At 70.8% G+C, this 16,741-nt stretch carries 16 protein-coding genes; 8 read left to right on the top strand and 8 right to left on the bottom strand.

The window, feature by feature from the left end:
- Positions 1–15: 15 nt before the first annotated feature.
- Complete coding sequence (locus LO762_RS33665) at positions 16–1,098, bottom strand: hydrolase (RefSeq protein ID WP_230618034.1); 1,083 nt, start codon at positions 1,096–1,098, stop codon at positions 16–18.
- Positions 1,099–1,360: 262 nt separating this feature from the next.
- On the opposite strand from LO762_RS33665, the gene rfbB reads away from it, so the two are divergent.
- From rfbB to LO762_RS23420, 7 genes are all read left to right on the top strand, one after another.
- Complete coding sequence (rfbB, locus tag LO762_RS23450; protein ID WP_230618033.1) at positions 1,361–2,371, top strand: dTDP-glucose 4,6-dehydratase; 1,011 nt, start codon at positions 1,361–1,363, stop codon at positions 2,369–2,371.
- Entirely contained in the window at positions 2,368–3,672 is a 1,305-nt protein-coding gene (gene rfbH, locus LO762_RS23445; RefSeq protein ID WP_230618032.1) for a lipopolysaccharide biosynthesis protein RfbH, read from the top strand. The genes rfbB and rfbH overlap by 4 nt, the downstream gene beginning before the upstream one ends.
- Complete coding sequence (locus tag LO762_RS23440; RefSeq protein ID WP_230618031.1) at positions 3,669–5,057, top strand: NDP-hexose 2,3-dehydratase family protein; 1,389 nt, start codon at positions 3,669–3,671, stop codon at positions 5,055–5,057. The genes rfbH and LO762_RS23440 overlap by 4 nt, the downstream gene beginning before the upstream one ends.
- Positions 5,057–6,043 carry a Gfo/Idh/MocA family protein gene (locus LO762_RS23435; RefSeq protein WP_230618030.1) on the top strand — a complete coding sequence of 329 codons (987 nt, stop codon included), beginning with the start codon at positions 5,057–5,059 and terminating at the stop codon, positions 6,041–6,043. Before LO762_RS23440 ends, LO762_RS23435 begins: the two co-directional genes overlap by 1 nt.
- 5 nt (positions 6,044–6,048) lie before the next feature.
- Positions 6,049–6,861: a BTAD domain-containing putative transcriptional regulator gene (locus tag LO762_RS23430; RefSeq protein ID WP_230618029.1), complete on the top strand. Its 813-nt coding sequence runs from the start codon at positions 6,049–6,051 to the stop codon at positions 6,859–6,861.
- A gap of 25 nt (positions 6,862–6,886) precedes the next feature.
- On the top strand, positions 6,887–7,360 hold the full coding sequence (locus LO762_RS23425; protein ID WP_230618028.1) for a hypothetical protein: 474 nt from the start codon (positions 6,887–6,889) through the stop codon (positions 7,358–7,360).
- Positions 7,361–7,448: 88 nt separating this feature from the next.
- Positions 7,449–7,922, top strand: coding sequence for a DUF3515 family protein (locus LO762_RS23420; protein ID WP_230618445.1), 474 nt, complete (start codon positions 7,449–7,451; stop codon positions 7,920–7,922).
- Positions 7,923–7,950: 28 nt separating this feature from the next.
- Here the strand turns inward: LO762_RS23420 and LO762_RS23415 are convergent, their stop codons facing one another.
- Entirely contained in the window at positions 7,951–9,189 is a 1,239-nt protein-coding gene (locus LO762_RS23415; RefSeq protein ID WP_230618027.1) for a hypothetical protein, read from the bottom strand.
- Positions 9,190–9,529: 340 nt separating this feature from the next.
- On the opposite strand from LO762_RS23415, the gene LO762_RS23410 reads away from it, so the two are divergent.
- A complete protein-coding gene (locus LO762_RS23410; protein ID WP_230618026.1) occupies positions 9,530–10,213 on the top strand; it encodes a maleylpyruvate isomerase N-terminal domain-containing protein in 684 nt (227 codons plus the stop codon).
- 45 nt (positions 10,214–10,258) lie between these two features.
- On the opposite strand, the gene LO762_RS23405 is transcribed toward LO762_RS23410, so the two are convergent.
- From LO762_RS23405 to LO762_RS23380, 6 genes are all read right to left on the bottom strand, one after another.
- A complete protein-coding gene (locus LO762_RS23405) occupies positions 10,259–11,191 on the bottom strand; it encodes a methylenetetrahydrofolate reductase (protein WP_230618025.1) in 933 nt (310 codons plus the stop codon).
- Between the two features lie 74 nt (positions 11,192–11,265).
- Positions 11,266–12,372, bottom strand: coding sequence for a phenazine antibiotic biosynthesis protein (locus LO762_RS23400; RefSeq protein WP_230618024.1), 1,107 nt, complete (start codon positions 12,370–12,372; stop codon positions 11,266–11,268).
- Positions 12,353–13,825, bottom strand: a complete 1,473-nt coding sequence (locus tag LO762_RS33660) for an MmgE/PrpD family protein (protein WP_230618023.1) — start codon at positions 13,823–13,825, stop codon at positions 12,353–12,355. Before LO762_RS33660 ends, LO762_RS23400 begins: the two co-directional genes overlap by 20 nt.
- Complete coding sequence (locus tag LO762_RS23390; protein ID WP_230618022.1) at positions 13,818–14,660, bottom strand: cyclase family protein; 843 nt, start codon at positions 14,658–14,660, stop codon at positions 13,818–13,820. Before LO762_RS23390 ends, LO762_RS33660 begins: the two co-directional genes overlap by 8 nt.
- A complete protein-coding gene (locus LO762_RS23385; protein WP_230618021.1) occupies positions 14,657–15,535 on the bottom strand; it encodes a CoA ester lyase in 879 nt (292 codons plus the stop codon). Before LO762_RS23385 ends, LO762_RS23390 begins: the two co-directional genes overlap by 4 nt.
- Positions 15,532–16,704, bottom strand: a complete 1,173-nt coding sequence (locus LO762_RS23380; RefSeq protein ID WP_230618020.1) for a CaiB/BaiF CoA-transferase family protein — start codon at positions 16,702–16,704, stop codon at positions 15,532–15,534. Before LO762_RS23380 ends, LO762_RS23385 begins: the two co-directional genes overlap by 4 nt.
- Positions 16,705–16,741: the final 37 nt, after the last annotated feature.

Genomic DNA, 16,741 nt, shown 5'->3' with positions numbered 1-16,741 from the left:
GAGGCGCGGCCGGCGTCATTCGGCGTCCAGGAGGTGGCCGCCGTACGCGACGGCGGCCGGCTCCCGGCGCAGCGCGACATGGCTGGCCAGGCAGTGGACGTCCCGCCAGAAGCGCTGCAGGGGGCTCGCCGCGAGCTGGCCGCGTGATCCCGCGCCGCGGAACAGCCCCTCGACCGCGTCGACCAGGTGGTCGACGGCCAGCGCGCAGTCGTACGGCTGGCGGAGCGACTCCTCCGGCGTCAGCCCGCCCCGGTCGCAGCGGGCGGCGGCCGTCTCCAGGAGCAGGTCCGCGACGTTGATCGCGCCCGCCGCGCGCGCGGCCGCCAGCCGCGCCGTCTCTCCGCCGCCCCTGAACCGGGTCGTCCACTCGCGCGCGGCCCCGCGCGCGGCGCCGAGGGCCGGCGCGGCGAAGATCAGGCCGCTCACGCCGCGCAGCGGCACCGTGTGGCAGGGCGACCGCGACCCGACCGCGCGCCCGGCCAGCATCTCCGCCCGGTCGAACGCGCGGTGCGCGGGCACCGACACCCCGTCCAGGACCAGCGTGTTGCTTCCCGTGCCGCGCATGCCGACGTTGTGCCAGGTGTCCCTGATCCGGTACCCGGACCGTGGCACGGCGAAGAACCACGGCCGGGCGTCGGCGTCGGGCGCGCAGACAAAAGCCCAGTCGGAATGGTCGACGCCGCTGGTGAAGTCCCAGGAGCCGCTGACCAGCCAGCCGCCGTCCGTCCGCTCGGCACGTCCGGCCGGGACGAGCGCGCCGACCACCCGCGTGTCCGGACCGTCCGCCCAGAGCTCGGCCTGGCCTTCCTCCGGCAGATAGACGCCCATCCGGCTGGAACCGGCCGCCACGGCACCGCACCACGCCGCGGAGGCGCAGCCCTCGCCCACGGTGGCCGCCGCCCGCACCAGCCCGGTCGCGGCGCCGTCCGCGCCACCCCAGCGCGCGGGCACAAAATGCCGGGAGAAGCCCGCCGCGACCAGGGACTCGGCGACCTCCGCCGAAAGAACCCGGTGCTCGTCGGCTTTCGCCGCGCCGCGCGCGGCTGTTTCAGCGGCACGCCTCAGCGCCGGAGGCGGGAACGGCTCGTCGGGGTTCACACCGGGACCCTGCCGGGCGCCGTTGGAGAGCCGGTCGAGTCCCGCTGGAGGCCGGGTCGCGGCCGGGACCTGACCCGGTTCTGAACGCCGCCTGACAGTCCCCTGGCAGCCCTGACGTTCCTCTGCGAAAGCGGGCCCGGTTCTGAAGTCGCGCATGTTGAGCGGCGACGGCCGGGGCGCGGAGGATGAAACCCGGTTCGATCGCGCTAGGAGCTCTCATGAGACAGCGTCCCCTGACCGACAGCGGCTCGACATCCGCGCCATGAGGCTGCTGGTCACCGGCGGGGCCGGATTCATCGGGTCGTACTTCGCCCGGTCCCTGCTGCACGGAAGCTACGCGGGGCACACCGAGACCCGGGTGACGGTCCTCGACAAGCTCACCTACGCCGGATCCCGCGACCGGCTCCCCGCGACGCACCCCCGGCTGGAGTTCGTCCAGGGCGACATCTGCGACACCGAGGCGCTCGCCCGGGTCCTGCCGGGCCATGACGCGGTCGTGCACTTCGCCGCCGAATCGCATGTCGACCGGTCGGTGGGTTCGGCGGCGGAGTTCGTCAGAACCAACGTGCGAGGCACCCAGGCGCTGCTGGACGCCTGCCTGGAGTACGGCGTGGGCCGGGTCGTGCACGTCTCCACCGACGAGGTGTACGGATCGATCGCGGAGGGCTCCTGGACGGAGGAGTCGCCGCTGCTGCCCAACTCCCCGTACGCGGCCTCCAAGGCGGGGTCCGACCTGATCGCGCGGGCCTACCACCGCACCCACGGCCTGAACGTGTCGATCACCCGCTGCTCCAACAACTACGGCCAGCACCAGCACCCCGAGAAGCTGATCCCGCTGTTCGTCACGAACCTGCTGGAGGGCGAGCCCGTCCCGCTGTACGGCGACGGGCGCAACGTGCGCGAGTGGCTGCACGTCGACGACCACTGCCGGGCGGTCGCCCTGGTGCTCGACGGGGGGCGGCCGGGCGAGGTCTACAACATCGCGGGCGGCAGCGAACTGACCAACCTGGAGATGACCGAGCGCCTGCTGTCCCTGTGCGACGCCGACTGGTCGCGGGTGCGCAGGGTCGCCGACCGCAAGGGCCACGACCTGCGCTACTCGTTGGACGGGACCAAACTCCGCGACGAACTCGGCTACACCCCCCGCATCACCCTTGAGGACGGGCTGGCCGGGGTCGTCGACTGGTACCGCGACAACCCGGGCAGGTGGAAGTCGATCAAGCACGCGGGTGGACCGCCCGCCCGGGCACCGAAGGAAGGCGGGATCCGATGAACGCCCACAGGGACCTCATCCTCGACGAGGTCGCGAAATACCATCAGAACGCCCAACAGGAACGCCCCTTCGTGGGCGGCGTCACGGAGATCTGGCCGGCGGGCGCGGTCCTGGACGAGGAGGACCGCAAGGCGCTCGTCGAGGCGGCGCTGGACCTGCGGATCGCGGCGGGACCCAGCGCGCGCAGGTTCGAGTCGCGGTTCGCGCGCAGGCTCGGACACCGCAAGGCGCACCTGACGAACTCGGGATCGTCCGCGAACCTGCTGGCGATGACCGCCTTCACGTCCCACCTGCTCGAGGACCGGGCGCTGCGCCCCGGCGACGAGGTGATCACGGTCGCGGCGGGCTTTCCGACCACCGTCAACCCGATCATCCAGAACGGGCTGGTCCCGGTCTTCGTCGACGTCGAGCTGCGCACCTACAACACCACGGCCGCCCGGGTCGCCGAGGCCGTCGGCCCCCGAACCCGGGCGATCATGATCGCGCACGCGCTGGGGAACCCGTTCGAGGTCGCCGAGATCGCACAGCTGGCCGAGGACAACGATCTCTTTCTGATCGAGGACAACTGCGACGCCGTCGGCTCCACCTATGACGGCAGGCTCACCGGCTCCTTCGGCGACATCGCCACGGTCAGCTTCTATCCCGCCCACCACCTGTCCATGGGGGAGGGCGGCTGCGTGCTCACCTCGAACCTCGCGCTGGCCAGGATCGTGGAATCCCTCCGCGACTGGGGCCGGGACTGCTGGTGCGAACCGGGCGAGACGAACAAGTGCCTCAAACGGTTCGGCTACCAGATGGGCACCCTCCCCGAGGGCTACGACCACAAGTACATCTTCAGCCACATCGGCTACAACCTTAAGGCCACCGACCTCCAGGCCGCGCTGGGCCTGACCCAGCTCGACAAACTGGACCGGTTCGGCGCCGCCAGACGCGACAACTGGAAGCGGCTGCGCGCGGGCCTGGACGGCACCCCGCACCTGCTCCTGCCCGAGCCGACCGTGCGCAGCGACCCCAGTTGGTTCGGTTTCGCACTCACCGTCGAGCCGGACGCCCCGTTCTCGCGGGCCGCGCTCGTGGACTTCCTGGAGACCCGCAAGATCGGCACCAGACGCCTGTTCGCCGGCAACCTGACCCGGCACCCCGCCTACATCGGCAGCCGGCACCGGGTGGTGGGGGACCTCACCAACAGCGACATCATCACCGACCAGACCTTCTGGATCGGCGTCTACCCGGCGCTCACCGAGGAGATGCTCGACTACGTCACCGCCTCGGTCAGGGAGTTCGTGGCGGCGCACCCATGACGACCCTCCCGATCGGCAGGTCCACCGCGCCGCTCGTCGCCCGCGCCGACGACGGCCCACGGCACCGCTTCGCGCGCTCGGCGGCGGCCACCGCGGGCGCCCACCTGCGGACCGAGGAGATCGCCGACTGGCTCGAAGCGCGCGCCGCGGCCCGCCGGTTCAGCGTCGAGCGCATCCCCTTCGCGGACCTGGACGGCTGGCACTTCGAGGAGGACACCGGCGACATCGTGCACCGCACCGGCCGGTTCTTCTCCGTCGAGGGGCTGCGGGTCACCACGGACTCCGGCCCGTTCCGCCAGTGGGAGCAGCCCATCATCAGGCAACCCGAGGTGGGTATCCTCGGGATCGTCGTCAAGGAGATCGACGGCGTCCTCCACCTGCTGCTACAGGCCAAGATGGAGCCGGGGAACCGCAACCTGCTCCAACTGTCCCCCACCGTCCAGGCCACCCGAAGCAACTACACCAAGGCCCACCGGGGCGCGGACGTCCGCTACCTGGAGTACTTCGTGGACCGGTCGCGCAGCCGGGTCCTGGCCGACGTGCTGCAGTCCGAGCACGGGTCGTGGTTCCTCCGCAAGAGCAACCGGAACATGATCGTCGAGGTGAGCGGCGACGTCCCGCTCCACCCGGACTTCTGCTGGCTGACCCTGGGCCAGGTGGGCGAGCTGCTGCGCCGGGACAACGTCGTCAACATGGACACGCGGACCGTGCTGGCCTGCGCCCCCCACTCCTCGCCCTCGGGCCTCGCCCTGCACTCCGACGTGGAGTTGCTGTCCTGGTTCACCGCGGAACGGTCGCGGCACGACGTGCGGGTCGACCGGGTCCCGCTGAAACGGATCCGGGGCTGGCGGCGCGGCGAACGGTCCATCGACCACGAGGAGGGCCGGTACTTCAGCGTCGTCGCCGTCGCGGTGGAGGCGGAGAGCCGGGAGGTGACGGGCTGGACCCAGCCGCTGTTCGAACCCACCGGCACCGGCGTGACGGCGTTCCTGACCCGGACCATCGGCGGCGTGCCCCACCTGCTCGTCCACGCGCGGGTCGAGGCGGGCTTTGTGGAGAAGGTCGAGCTGGGGCCCACCGTGCAGTACACCCCGTCGAACTGGGGCCACCCCGCTCCGCCGTTCCTCGACCTGGTGACGGCCGCCGACCCGTCGCGCGTCCGGTACGAGGCACTGCACTCCGAGGAGGGAGGCCGGTTCCTGAACGCCGAGAGCCGCTACCTCTTCGTCGACGCGGACGAAGCCGACACGCCCCCGGAGGAACCGCCGGGCTACCTGTGGGCCACCGCCGACCAGCTCACCGGCCTGTTGAGCCACAACCACTATCTCAACGTGCAGGCCCGGACCTTGCTGTCCTGCCTGGTATCGGGAGCGGTAAGGCTCTGATGGAACCCTTGCGCATGGGTGTGCTCGGCTGCGCCGGCATCGCCCGCCGCCGGATGCTGCCGGCCATCAACGCCTTCCCGGACACCCGGCTCGTCGCGGTCGCCTCCCGGGACCCCCTGCGCGCCCGGCGGACCGCCGCCGACGCGGGCTGCGAGGCCGTCCACGGGTACGCCGAACTCCTCGCCCGCGACGACATCGACGCCGTCTACGTGCCGCTGCCCGCCGCCCTGCACGAGCAGTGGGTACGGGCCGCGCTGGAGGCGGGCAAACACGTGCTCGGCGAGAAACCGCTCACGACCGACCCGGCGGCGACCGCCGAACTCGCCGCCCTGGCCGCGACCTCGGGGCTCGCCCTGCGGGAGAACGTGATGTTCGTCCACCACGCGCAGCACGCCGAGGTACGGCGGCTCGTCGAGGACGGGGCGATCGGCGAGATCAGGTTCCTGCGCGCCGAGTTCGCGATCCCCCGGCTCCCCGACGGCGACATCCGGTACGACCCGCGGCTGGGCGGCGGCGCGCTCTGGGACACCGGGGTCTACCCGGTCCGGGCCGCCCTGTACTTCCTGGGCGCGGACCTGGAACTCCTCGGCGCCTCCCGCACCGGCGGCGCGCCGGGCCGTCCCGTGGACGTCTCCGGTACCGCCCTGCTCCGCACCCCCTCCGGAACCGGCGTCCACCTCGCCTTCGGGCTGGACCACGCCTACCGGTCCGCGTACGAGATCTGGGGAAGCGAAGGCGTCCTCACGGTGGACCGCGCGTTCACCCCGCCGGCCGAGATGCCGCCGCGCGTCCGGCTGGAGCGCAAGGACGAAGTCCGGGACCTCGTCCTTCCGGCCGACGACCAGGTGCGCAACACGCTCGCCGCCTTCACCGAGGCCGCCCGTGGCGGCACCGCGCTGGAGCCCGTGGTCCTGGACCAGGCGGTCCTGCTCGACCGGATCCACACCGGCGCGTCACCGCGCGCGCTGCCCACCGACGAGGAGTGATCTGCGTGCGCTTCAATCTCATCGGCCCCTTCGAGATCGTGACCGACGACGGCAGGACGCACCGCCCCGGCACCCCCAAGGTCTGCCAGACCCTCGCGCTGCTGCTGAGCCGGCCGAACGAGATAGTCACGGCCGAGGCGCTCATCCAGGAGCTCTGGGCGGCGAACCCGCCGCGCAGCGCCGTCACCACCTTGCAGACGTACGTCTACCACGCCCGCCGGATGTTCGTGAACGAGCGGCTGGCCGACCCCGACCGCGCGCTGATCACGACGTCGCCGCCCGGCTACTCGATCCACGTGGACCGTGACGAGGTGGACGTCCAGGTGTTCGAGGACCTGATCGACCACGCGCGCAGCGAACTCGCGGACGGCGATCCGGCGCTGGCGCTGTGCGCCGTCCAGCAGGCCCTGGAGCTGTGGCGCGGCCCGGCGCTGGCGAACTTCCCGGCGGGCGACCTCCTCGTCGGCCACATCGCCCACCTGGACGAGCTGCGCATCCGGGCCTACGAGATCCGGATCGAGGCCAAGGAGCGCATGGGCCTGCACCGGGAGTCGATTCCTGAGCTGCGCCGCCTGATCAACGACTACCCTCTCAACGAGTGGTTCCACGGTCGCCTGATCGCGGCCCTGGGCGCCACGGGCCGCCGCGCCGACGCGCTCCAGGCCTACGAGCACGTCCGCCGCCTCCTGGCGGACGAACTCGGCGTCGAACCCACCCTGGAACTCAAACGCCTCCAACTCCGCCTCCTGAGCCCCCACCCAGCCGACCCCCCCACACACCCCTCCCCCTCCAACACCTTGACCCTGACCTTCAACTGACCCCCGACCCCCGGAGCCAGCCCCTGTGCCTCGCGTCCGCTTGTGGGTGCACCACCACCAGTACTTCCTCGTCGACACCGAGGCTGACAACCTGCCCTCGACCAGCGCGGTCAAGAACGGCCTGATCGGAGCCGACACGAACGGCGTGTGCGTCCTGGCCGGCCTCCACACCGGACCGATCTGGCTGGACGTCGAACCACTCGACACCGAACCGGCCCTCGACCTCGACGACTGGGAGGAGATCGTCGAGATCGGCTACCCGGCGACGTCGGGTGCGCTGGAGGTCAGCGAGTGGGGTTCGGGCGAACGCGACGACCTGCCCGACCTCATCGGGGGGCCGGGCGAGGTCCGCGTCAGGATCAGCACCCGGGGCCGTCCCGCCGGCCACGCCGCCGACGCCCTCAACAACGAGGACGAACCCGTCGAAGAACACCGCCTCCAGATCTGGCCCGGCCCGGGACCAACGGAGACCGTCCACAAGACCACCGACCGGACCTGAACGGCGCACCCCGCCCAGCCGCGCCGCGCCAGAGCCGATCTAGGCTCTTCGTTGTGGAGGGGGCGGATTGAACACCGGAAGACTGTTGATGCGGATCGGATCGGGTGTCCTTGTTTCCGTTCTCGGTGGATGTGCGGGGGGTGGCGGCGTGGAAGTTCCGATTCCTTCGCCGACGGGGCAGGCGGCGACGATTTGTGGGGCGCTTGAGTATCCGAAGTCCTTTGATGGGCTTCCCAGGAGAAAGGTATCGCCGCCGTCGAACCTGGTCGCGGCATGGGGGGAGCCGGCGATCGCCCTTCGTTGTGGTGTCGCTCGGCCATCCGACGTCCGAGGGCTTATCCCGGATGTTGTGAACATAGCTGGACTTCTCTGGGCTCCTGGCGGTCCATGGCCTGGAGAAGGCGATCAGCCCGTCACCTGGACCCTTGTCGGTCGGACGGCCTATGTCGAGGTCACCATTCCCAGGAAATACACTTCGCACGGCAGGCCGGTCGGTGAGATTCTCGGAGGGTTCTCGGCGATTCTCAAAGATCTACCGAAACTGCCGGAGGACACGTATTAGTGCCTCAGGGCGGTGGTTTTGGGGGGTTTTATTTTCGGGACATCGAATCTACGGTGTCGAGCACGATGAATCTGATGGCGGTGAAGGGGTTCTGGAAGGCCAGGAACGCCTCGCCGATTTTCAGTCCGGCGCCGGCGTAGCCGTAGTCGTACTTCCACTGGCCGAGTTTCATTCCGATGGCGGTTCCGGCGACTCCGCCGAGGGGAGCGCTGACCAGTCCGCCGGCCCCGCCGAGGGGGGCGGTGCCGATGACGCCCACGGTGGCTCCGCCGACCCATCCGACGAAGAAACCGCCGACACCCCAGTTCCTGATGGTCTTCTCCCGTTCGGTGAGTTCACGGACCTCACCCAGTTCGGGGTCGTAGACGTGGTTGTCGTCGATGTGTGTGCCAATCGGGCCGAACGGCCGAAGGGGCACGTAGGAGGACACCGATTGCTGGAGCACGGCTTCGGAGCCGACGGCGGCGGGCGAGGGCGGCGTGAGCGCCTGTTGGAAGGCGTTGCCGATTCCCTGGGACACACCGAGCGAGAATTCGAGATGGTCCACCTGGACTTTGGCGATGATCGAGGGGGCGTCCCCCGAATCGTCGCCTGAACTCGTCTCCTCCTCAAGCGCCTGGCGCAGCGTCTCGTCCTGCCAGTAAAGGCGGCCCGCCAATGCGACCGCCACGTTCCGCGCCGCGCTGTCGCCGGCGGACAGCCTGATGAGGGCCTCGGCTTCCGCCGCCCTGCGGAACGGCTCCGTGTCGCCGGAGCGCGGGGGAATCGGGACCGCCGGAGGATTGGTGTGCAGCGCGTGGAGAATCGACCGATGGACGACCTTGACGGGAGCCACGCCCCCTGATTCCGCGAGCGCGTCATTGACGCGGATGACCTGCTGGGCGACCACGTCGATGACGATCTCGATGTCGTCGTCGTCCGGCACGGGCAGGGTGTGCGCGGCGGCGTCGAACTGGGCGGCCGCGGTCACGGCCGCCTCCAGCTGGCCTTGGAGCCGGGCGTCGCCGAGCTGCCCGGCCTGGGCGGCCAGGTCCTCGCGCAGGGTCAGGACGGCGGCGAGCAGCTCGTCCGCCTGGATCGGGTCACGCTCGGCGACCCTGGCCACGATGGCCAGGTCCGGGTCGGACAGTACCGGGAGCACCGGCGACGCCGACAGCACAAGCCCGACCGCCTCCTCGAAGGTGATGCCGTCAGCGAGCCCCAGGTCCGTCGTCAGGGGCGACACCAGGAGCCGGGCCCGGGTCGCGACCTCGAACAAAAGCTCCACCGGAGGAGCGGGCGCCACCTTCCCGATAAAACTCTTCGACCCGACCAAGCCACCACCGGACTTCGACACCACCATTGGTTCCTTTCATTCCACCGACAACAAATCGACTCTAATCGAACCGCCCACACAAACATATCTCCACCCTGGCCACAGACGGCCATTGACTTTTCCCCGCACCCGGGAGACCCTCCCGCAAGGCCCCCTCGAACTTTCCCCGCCACGGAGCCGAAAAGGCACCACCAGCCTGACCCGGAATTACGGTCAAGCCACCGGCCGTCCGACCAATTGACAACCGCCGAGTGCCCCCCGCAATCTGGTCGTTCCGGTAACTTGGCTGGTTGTGGATCAGGCGCGGGCGGTGGAGGTCTTCGGGTTGGAGGCCGGGCGGCTCGCTCAGGCCGTCACGGGCTTGTCGGAGGCGGATTGGCGGCGTCCGACGGGTTGTGTTCCCTGGCGGGTCCGGGATCTGCTGGGTCATGTCCGGGTGGTGATCGCGTGGCTTCCCGGCATGCTCGCCGCCGAGTCCCCGGTGCGGGCGGAGGTGTCGGCGGCGGAGTACTACCGGCCTGATGAGCGTTTCGCCGAGGGCACGAACGCGGCGCGGATCTTGGTGGCCCAACAGCACGCGGCCGCTCAGGGCGGCGGTGAGGCGCTGGCCGCGGATTTTGCGGAGACCTGGCGGCGCGTGCACGCGTTGTGCCTGGCCGAGCCCGACGGCCGGATCGTACGGACCCGTCACGGGGATGCGATGCTGCTGTCGGAGTTCTTGCTGACGCGGGTGGTGGAGCTAGCCGTCCATGGGCTTGACCTGGCGGCGGCACTGGACCGGGAGCCGTGGCTGACGTCGGAGGCCGGCGACGCGGTGGAAGGCTTGCTGCTGGACGGAGCGGGAGCGGCCACCGTGCGGCGGCTGGGCTGGGACCAGGTGACCTTCCTGCGCAAGGCCACCGGCAGGGAGCCGATCAGCGAGGCGGAGGCACAGGCCGTCCGCCGCGCAGGCATCCGCTGGCTGACTCTGGGATGACCTGAAGCCGCCCCCGGCGCGGATGGAGTCGGTGGCATCCGTGGTTCAGGGTAGGAGGGCGCGGATCTCTCGGGTGAGTTCGATGGAGGCGTCGATCTCGCGTTTGCGGTTGGTGAGGCTTTCGACGTTGATGCCGAACGGTAGGGCGAGGCGGCGGCAGTAGGCGATCAGGGCTTGGGCGTTGAGGAGGCACTGCTCGTACGAGGCGGTGAGGGCGTCGCCGCGGGTGATCTCGGCCTGGAGCCAGCGCGGGACGGCGATGCCGAGCCAGGCCATGAACTCCAGGGTCTTCACCGACCCGCACGGGGCCAGGGTCAGCACCACCGGTTTTGGGTCCAGGCCGCGGTCGCGGCAGCCGTGGGCGTAGTCGGACAGCAGGTCGCGGGTGTGGTCCAGGTCGTAGCAGACCTGGGAGACGAAGAACTCGCAGCCGGCGTCCTGTTTGCGCAGCATGCGCGCGTGCTCGGCGCCTGAGGAGGCGTGCCGTTCGGCGATGGCCACGCCGCCCATCCGCGGCGGGAACGGGTGCCCGGCGTGCCGGCGGTAGGCGTCGGAAAGGCTCGTCCGGACGGCCTGGTGCCGGGAGGCCGCGCCGACCAGGACGGTCAGCACCCGGTCGCGGTCGGCGTTCGTCCACCAGAGGTCCAGTTCGTCGCCGGTGTACTTGCCGACGGCGCGGTAGACGATGACCGGCCCGGCCCAGTCGGCGAGGTGGTCGTCGAGGAAGCGGGCCGGGTCCATCATCGGCATGAACGGGAACGGCCGCGGCGCCTCGGCCCGGTCGGCCTCGGCGTCCACGTCGTAGAGGATGAGCCCGTCGACCCGCACCGACGCCAACCGGGTCAGGGCGGCGGAGGCGACGGCGTCGGCCTGTTCGGGGGTGATGGCCTGCCGTGGCGGGGTCATGCTGTAGAGCAGGATGCCGTCCCGAGTGCGATCCAGGAGCCCTGCGACTGTTGTCCGTTCAGGGGGAGCCATGCGTCGATCCTCTCAGAATCCGGACAAGAATCCGCCTCGAAGATCGTTCCAGGTCCGGCTTCGGAACCGCCCGTCTAGTAGATCCCCTCGATGACCTCCTCGCCGCCGAAGGTCTCCACCGGTTGGGGAGCCGAGACCGAGTCGCCGATCTGGCCGGGCGGTCCGGGAACCCGGATCGCGGTGTCGCGTTCGAGGTTGTTCGGCAGGAACATGCCTTTGCTGATGTGGTTCATGACCACCTGGCCGCGCCGCCCGTACGGGACCGGCTCGCCGGTCGCCGGATCGACGACCAGGAACGTGACGACCGGGCTGCCCGGGTCGTAGACGATCTCCTCGTCCAGGCTGGTGCCGGGCCGCTGCCGGGATCCCTCGAGGATCAGGGCGCTGCTGTACCGGCTGAGGAACCGGGCCTTGGGGAAGGTCACCCGTTCGAGTTCGAACCGCTGGTCGAGGGTCATGTGGGCGCCGCCCCAGGTGATGAGGTCGATCTTGGCGTTGATCAGGTCGACGAGCGACGGCCGCCGTGCGCAGGCGAGCAGGAGCGGCGGCGTGATGACCAGCATCCCGACGTGCTGGCTGCTCAGCACGTGCTCGATCTGGTCCAGGACGTGCTCGACGTACGCCTGGACCTGCTCGTTCTCGCCCCGGCCGATCAGCTTCTTCACCCAGCGCGGGTCGATGTCGATGCTGAACTTGACGAAGTTCTGCCGCGCGGCGATGTCGTCGTAGAGGCTTCCCGCCTTGTGCGGGCCGGTCGGCATGGCGACCAGGATGTTCGACGGCGGCCGCCCGGAGAACTGCGGCCCTTTCTCCATCCGGTCCAGCGCGCTCTCCAACCAGTCCGGCATCAGGATGACGCGCTTGGGCGCCCCGGTGGTGCCGCCGCTCTCGAAGACGCGCGGGGCCGGCGGGCGGGGGCCGTAGCCGCGCGGGATGAGGTCCTCGACCGGAACGTCCCGCAGTTCGTCGACGATGTTCGGGAACCGCCGCAGGTCGTCGTAGCCGTGGATGCTGGTCAGCGGGTCGAAGTCGAGGTCCTTGGCCCGCTCCAGCCAGAATCTCGACCCCGTCGCCTCCCCGAAGTGCCACTGGACGGCGGCGCGGAGGTACTGGTGCGGATCCGTCGGGCGGACGGCCGGGTCGAGGATGTTCCACCGCGTGTCAAAGGCGGTTTCCGCCATGGGTTTCCTCCGGGTTGCTGGGGTCGGCGCCTCCTGGTCGTGCCAGCAGGCGCATGATCGACCGCGGTGTTGACCGGTCGGTGAGCTGGAAGATCTCTTCGCGTAGATGCCGGGCTGACGCCTCGTCCAGGGTGGGGGAGAGGTTCAGGCCGAACTTGAGGGCGAGTTCCTCGTCGGTCAGCGGCCGCCGTGGGCCGCCTCGGCTGTCGAGGCAGAGCGCCTCCTCGACGCGGCCATCCGCGAGGTGGGCGGTGAGTCTGGCAGGCATCCGCACGGGGAAGAGCGACGTGCATTCCGGGTCGGCGTAGCACGTGACCTTCGCGGCCAGGGCCAGTACCTCCGGGCGGCGGACGGCCTGGTCGGTGAAGTCGTCGATGTACAGGGCGAGTCCGCCTCCTCCGTGCAGGGCCGCGGCGACGGTGTACGGACCGGAGAAGGCCCCCGCGTATCCGCTGGCAGGTGCGGCCTTCACCGCGACGGGTTCCGCGATCGTCCTCAGCACCGGCTCGGGGACGCCGAGCCTGAGCGCGGTGATCTCCTCCGGCCGCACCCCGCGCTCAAGGAGTTCGACGGCCGCGTCGATTCCGGCGTGGGTGAAGAGGTTGCACGGGTACGGCTTGATGCGCAGCGCGTCGGAGTGCCAGTGGCGGCCGAGGTCCTCGGTGACGGTCTTCGGATGCGCCCGGGGGCCGCAGAACGCCTCGAAGAAGCCGAACCGGCCTTCGAGGGCGGTGGGCGGACCGGTGATGCCGGACGCGGCCAGGTGCGCGGCCGCGATCCCGGAGTGGGCCGCCCACCCGGTGTGGATCTGCTTCACCGTGCCGCCGGTCCGGTTGCATTCGATGATCCCCGATCCCATGCTCGCGGCGATCGACGCCGCGGCGGCGATCGTGGGCGATTCGCCGGACAGCAGCATCGCGGCCGCGACGGCGGCGCCCAGGGTGCCGCAGATCGACGTGGCGTGCTGCCCCCGGTCGAAGAAGATCGAGTTGGCGTTCTCGGTGTCGTACCCGGCCATTCCCAGCCGGATGCAGAACTCGTTCCCCACGGCGATCGCGGCGAGGGTCCGTGGACCGGTGGCTCCGACGGCCTCGCCGACGGCGAGGGCGGCGGGAACGACCGACGCGCTCGGGTGCAGGACCGACGGCAGGTGGGTGTCGTCGAAGTCCAGGCAGTGCGCGAACGTCCCGTTGACGAACGCCGCGGTGCCGACCGGCGCGCGGAGCCCGGCGCCGATCACCGAGGCGGACTCGTCCCGGCCCCAGTGCCGGGCGGCCTGGGCGACGGTCGACGACAGGGGCTGGGCCGAGCCCCGGACCATGACGCCGACCGTGTCGAAGACCGCCCGCATGGAGTGCCGGAGCCGGTCTTCCGGCAGCCCGGCCTCGACCACGTGGGCGGCGAAGTCGGCGACCTCGTCGAGGAGCCCGCCCCGAGCCTGTGCGCTAGTCACGGGGACGGCTCACGATCGCGAGTGGACGCACGGGAGACCCGGTGCCTCCGACGATCTTCAGTGGGGACAGGATGAAGGTGAACTCGGCCACGTCCTGCTCCGCCAGTTCGGTGAGCCGCATGTGCTCGATGATGTGGATGCCGTGCTCGACCAGGAGGATGCGGTGGACCGGCATGACGGCGTGCCCCCGCTCCGGGTGGATCTGCTCGAAGGCTGTCGTGTCGGCGCCGGCCGCGACGACCTGGTGTGCGGCCAGCCACCGGGCCGCGTCCGGGGTGAGTCCAGGCACCCCGGTCCGCACGCCGAGGTAGGCGACGGGGTCGTCCCACCACCGGCTCCAGCCGGTGTGGACCAGGCAGACGCCGCCCGGGGTGGGTCGCACGCCGACCCGCTCGGCGGCGTCGTCGAGGTCCCGCGCGGTGATTCCGTAGCCTGCGGGCAGGGCCGGGACACCGTGCCGGGCCGCGATGTCGAGCAGCACCCCCCGGCAGACCATCGGCGGGATCGTGTCCACGCCGTGGGTGGTGAATCTGCCTCCCACCTGCGCTTCGGCGCAGTCGACGTCCCCGAAGAGCCGGCCTTTGTGGGAGACGTGCGCGAGGGCGTCGATGTGCGTCCCCACGTGCCCTCCGATGACGATGATCTCGCTGGCGGCCGAGCCGCCGTCGGCGCGGACCATGTCGCCGTGGCGCCTGGTCAGGGACATCTTGAAGCCGGGATGGTTGGGTGAGCAGGGCATGCCGTCGGCCAGCGGCTGGGCCAGGTCGAAGACCTCGACACCGGCCAGGACGGCGCCGAGCAGGGCGTCCGGCGGCGCTACCGCGGGTGTGCTCATGCGGGGGCCTCGAGAAGGCTGAGGGCTTCGGCGAGCCGCAGGACGTTCCTCGCGTTCGCCAGGATGGGCGGGGCGATGACGCCGCCGCGTTCGTTCAGGACGACGGACCGGTCGGCTTCCCGCGCGAGTTCCGGGGTGCGGAAGACCGCCTGGGCGTCGGCGATCTCCTGGGCCGTCGGTGTGTACACCTCGTGGATGGCGGGGATCTGCGCGGGATGCAGGGCCATCCGCCCCACAAAGCCGAGTGCCTTGGCGCTTCGGCTGGTGCGGAGCAGGGCGTCGGTGTCGTGGATGTCGGTGGACACGCTCTGGCAGGGGCTCGGCAGGCCGGCCGCCCGCGACGCGATGACGACGCGGCTGCGGCACGCGTCCATCGTGGGGCTCTCGGCCGTGATCCGAAGATCCGCGCACAGGTCGGACTCCCCGAGGCTGATCATGGCGACCGAGGGGGAGGACGTGGCCAGGTCGAAGGCGGTTTCCAGCGCGTGCGCGGTCTCGATGAGCAGGTGGACGGGAACCGGGCACCCGGCCTGGGCCAGCAGCGTGACGAGCTGCCGCACGTCCTCCGGGCGGGCGACCTTCGCCATCCGGACCCCGCTCAGCCCGGGACCCGCCACCGCCCGCACGTCGTCCTCGGCGCGTCCCGACGCCATGGAGTTCACCCGCACGAAGGTCGGCTTGGGGGTCGCCGCCGCGGTGACGCGCGCGACGGTCTCCCGGGCCCGTGCCTTCTCGGAGGGCGGTACCGCGTCCTCGAGGTCGAGGATGACGGTGTCGGCTTCGGACTCGTAGGCCCGTTCGATGAGACGTGCCTGGTGACCCGGCACGTAGAGGCAGCTTCTGAAGACCGGATGCTCCGTCTGGGGAGGATTCACGCCGTCCGCTCCTCGCCCCGGTGTCTCTCGTGCTCTGCGACGGCCCGGAGGATCTCCTCGGTGTCCGCGCCCAGCCGGGGGCCGGCGTGCCGGACGCGCCCGGGAGTGGCCGAGAGCCGGAACGCGACGTTGGGCATGATGATCGAGCCGAGTTCGGTGTCGGGGGCGTGCACCAGCGTGTCACGGTCCCGGAAGTGCGGATCCTCGAGGATGTCCTCGATGTCGTAGACCGGCGCGGCGGCGGCCTCGGCCCGCTCGACGGCCGCGAGCACCTCGTCGCGGTCGCGGTCGGCGATCCACTTGGCCACCGCTTCGTCGATCTCGGCCCGGTGGGCTCCTCGTCCGCTGCCCTCCTGGAACCAGGGCTGGTCGGCGAGGTCGCTTCGTCCGACGAGCCGCAGGAGGCGCTGGGCGACCAGGGTGACCGGGGCCGAGAGGGCGACCCAGCGGCCGTCCCGGCAGCGGTAGACGTTCCGGGGGGCGGTGGGCGCCTCGTCGCCCGGCCTGACGCCGAGCTTCTCGTGGACGGCGAAGTGCCCTCCCATGAGGCTGATGACGCCCTCCGTGATCGCGACGTCCGCGATCTGCCCGTGCCCGATGCGGCCGCGGGCGTGCAGCGCGATGAGGGTGGCGCAGGCGCCGTAGAGGCCGGCCAGGGCGTCGCCGAGCTGGTATCCGGGGAGGACCGGTGGGCCGTCGGGCCCGCCCGCGAGGGCGGCGACGCCACCCATGGCCTCGGCCAGCGTGCCGAATCCGGGACGCGGGGAGTACGGGCCTTGCTGACCGAAGGCGGTGATCCGGGTCAGGACGAGGTCGGGGTTGACCTCCTTCAGCTTCTCCGGGCCGATCCCCCACCGCTCCAGCGTGCCGGGACGGAAGTTCTCGATCACGGCGTCGGCCGTGGCCGCGATCCGCAGGAACTCGGCCGCGCCGTCGGGCGTGCTCAGGTTGATGGCGATCCCCTGCTTGTTCCGGTTCAGGACCTTCCACCAGAGCGGGGCGCCGTCGACCGACGGGCCGAAACGGCGCATCGGGTCGCCCGCCGGGTGTTCGACCTTGATCACTCTGGCGCCGAAATCGGCGAGCACCTGCGCGGCGAAAGGGCCGGCCAGAACGGTGGAGAGATCGATGATGGTGAGATCGGCAAGCGGCAGAAGCTCGTCTGTCATGCTTTCCTCATTCTCTCGTCGGTTCACGGTCCAGGGC

The sequence above is a fragment of the Actinocorallia sp. API 0066 genome (assembly GCF_020991275.1).
In the GTDB taxonomy this organism is placed as follows: Bacteria; Actinomycetota; Actinomycetes; order Streptosporangiales; family Streptosporangiaceae; genus Actinocorallia.
This window is presented reverse-complemented; position numbering and strand designations above follow the sequence as displayed.

Bases quoted from the DNA above. Each gene is read 5' to 3' on its own strand.
- LO762_RS23380 (WP_230618020.1), bottom strand. From the start codon at position 16,704: ATGACAGACGAGCTTCTGCCGCTTGCCGATCTCACCATCATCGATCTC.
- LO762_RS23435 (WP_230618030.1), top strand. From the start codon at position 5,057: ATGGAACCCTTGCGCATGGGTGTGCTCGGCTGCGCCGGCATCGCCCGC.
- LO762_RS23440 (WP_230618031.1), top strand. From the start codon at position 3,669: ATGACGACCCTCCCGATCGGCAGGTCCACCGCGCCGCTCGTCGCCCGC.
- rfbH (WP_230618032.1), top strand. From the start codon at position 2,368: ATGAACGCCCACAGGGACCTCATCCTCGACGAGGTCGCGAAATACCAT.
- LO762_RS23420 (WP_230618445.1), top strand. From the start codon at position 7,449: ATGCGGATCGGATCGGGTGTCCTTGTTTCCGTTCTCGGTGGATGTGCG.
- LO762_RS23405 (WP_230618025.1), bottom strand. From the start codon at position 11,191: ATGGCTCCCCCTGAACGGACAACAGTCGCAGGGCTCCTGGATCGCACT.
- rfbB (WP_230618033.1), top strand. From the start codon at position 1,361: ATGAGGCTGCTGGTCACCGGCGGGGCCGGATTCATCGGGTCGTACTTC.
- LO762_RS23390 (WP_230618022.1), bottom strand. From the start codon at position 14,660: ATGAGCACACCCGCGGTAGCGCCGCCGGACGCCCTGCTCGGCGCCGTC.
- LO762_RS23400 (WP_230618024.1), bottom strand. From the start codon at position 12,372: ATGGCGGAAACCGCCTTTGACACGCGGTGGAACATCCTCGACCCGGCC.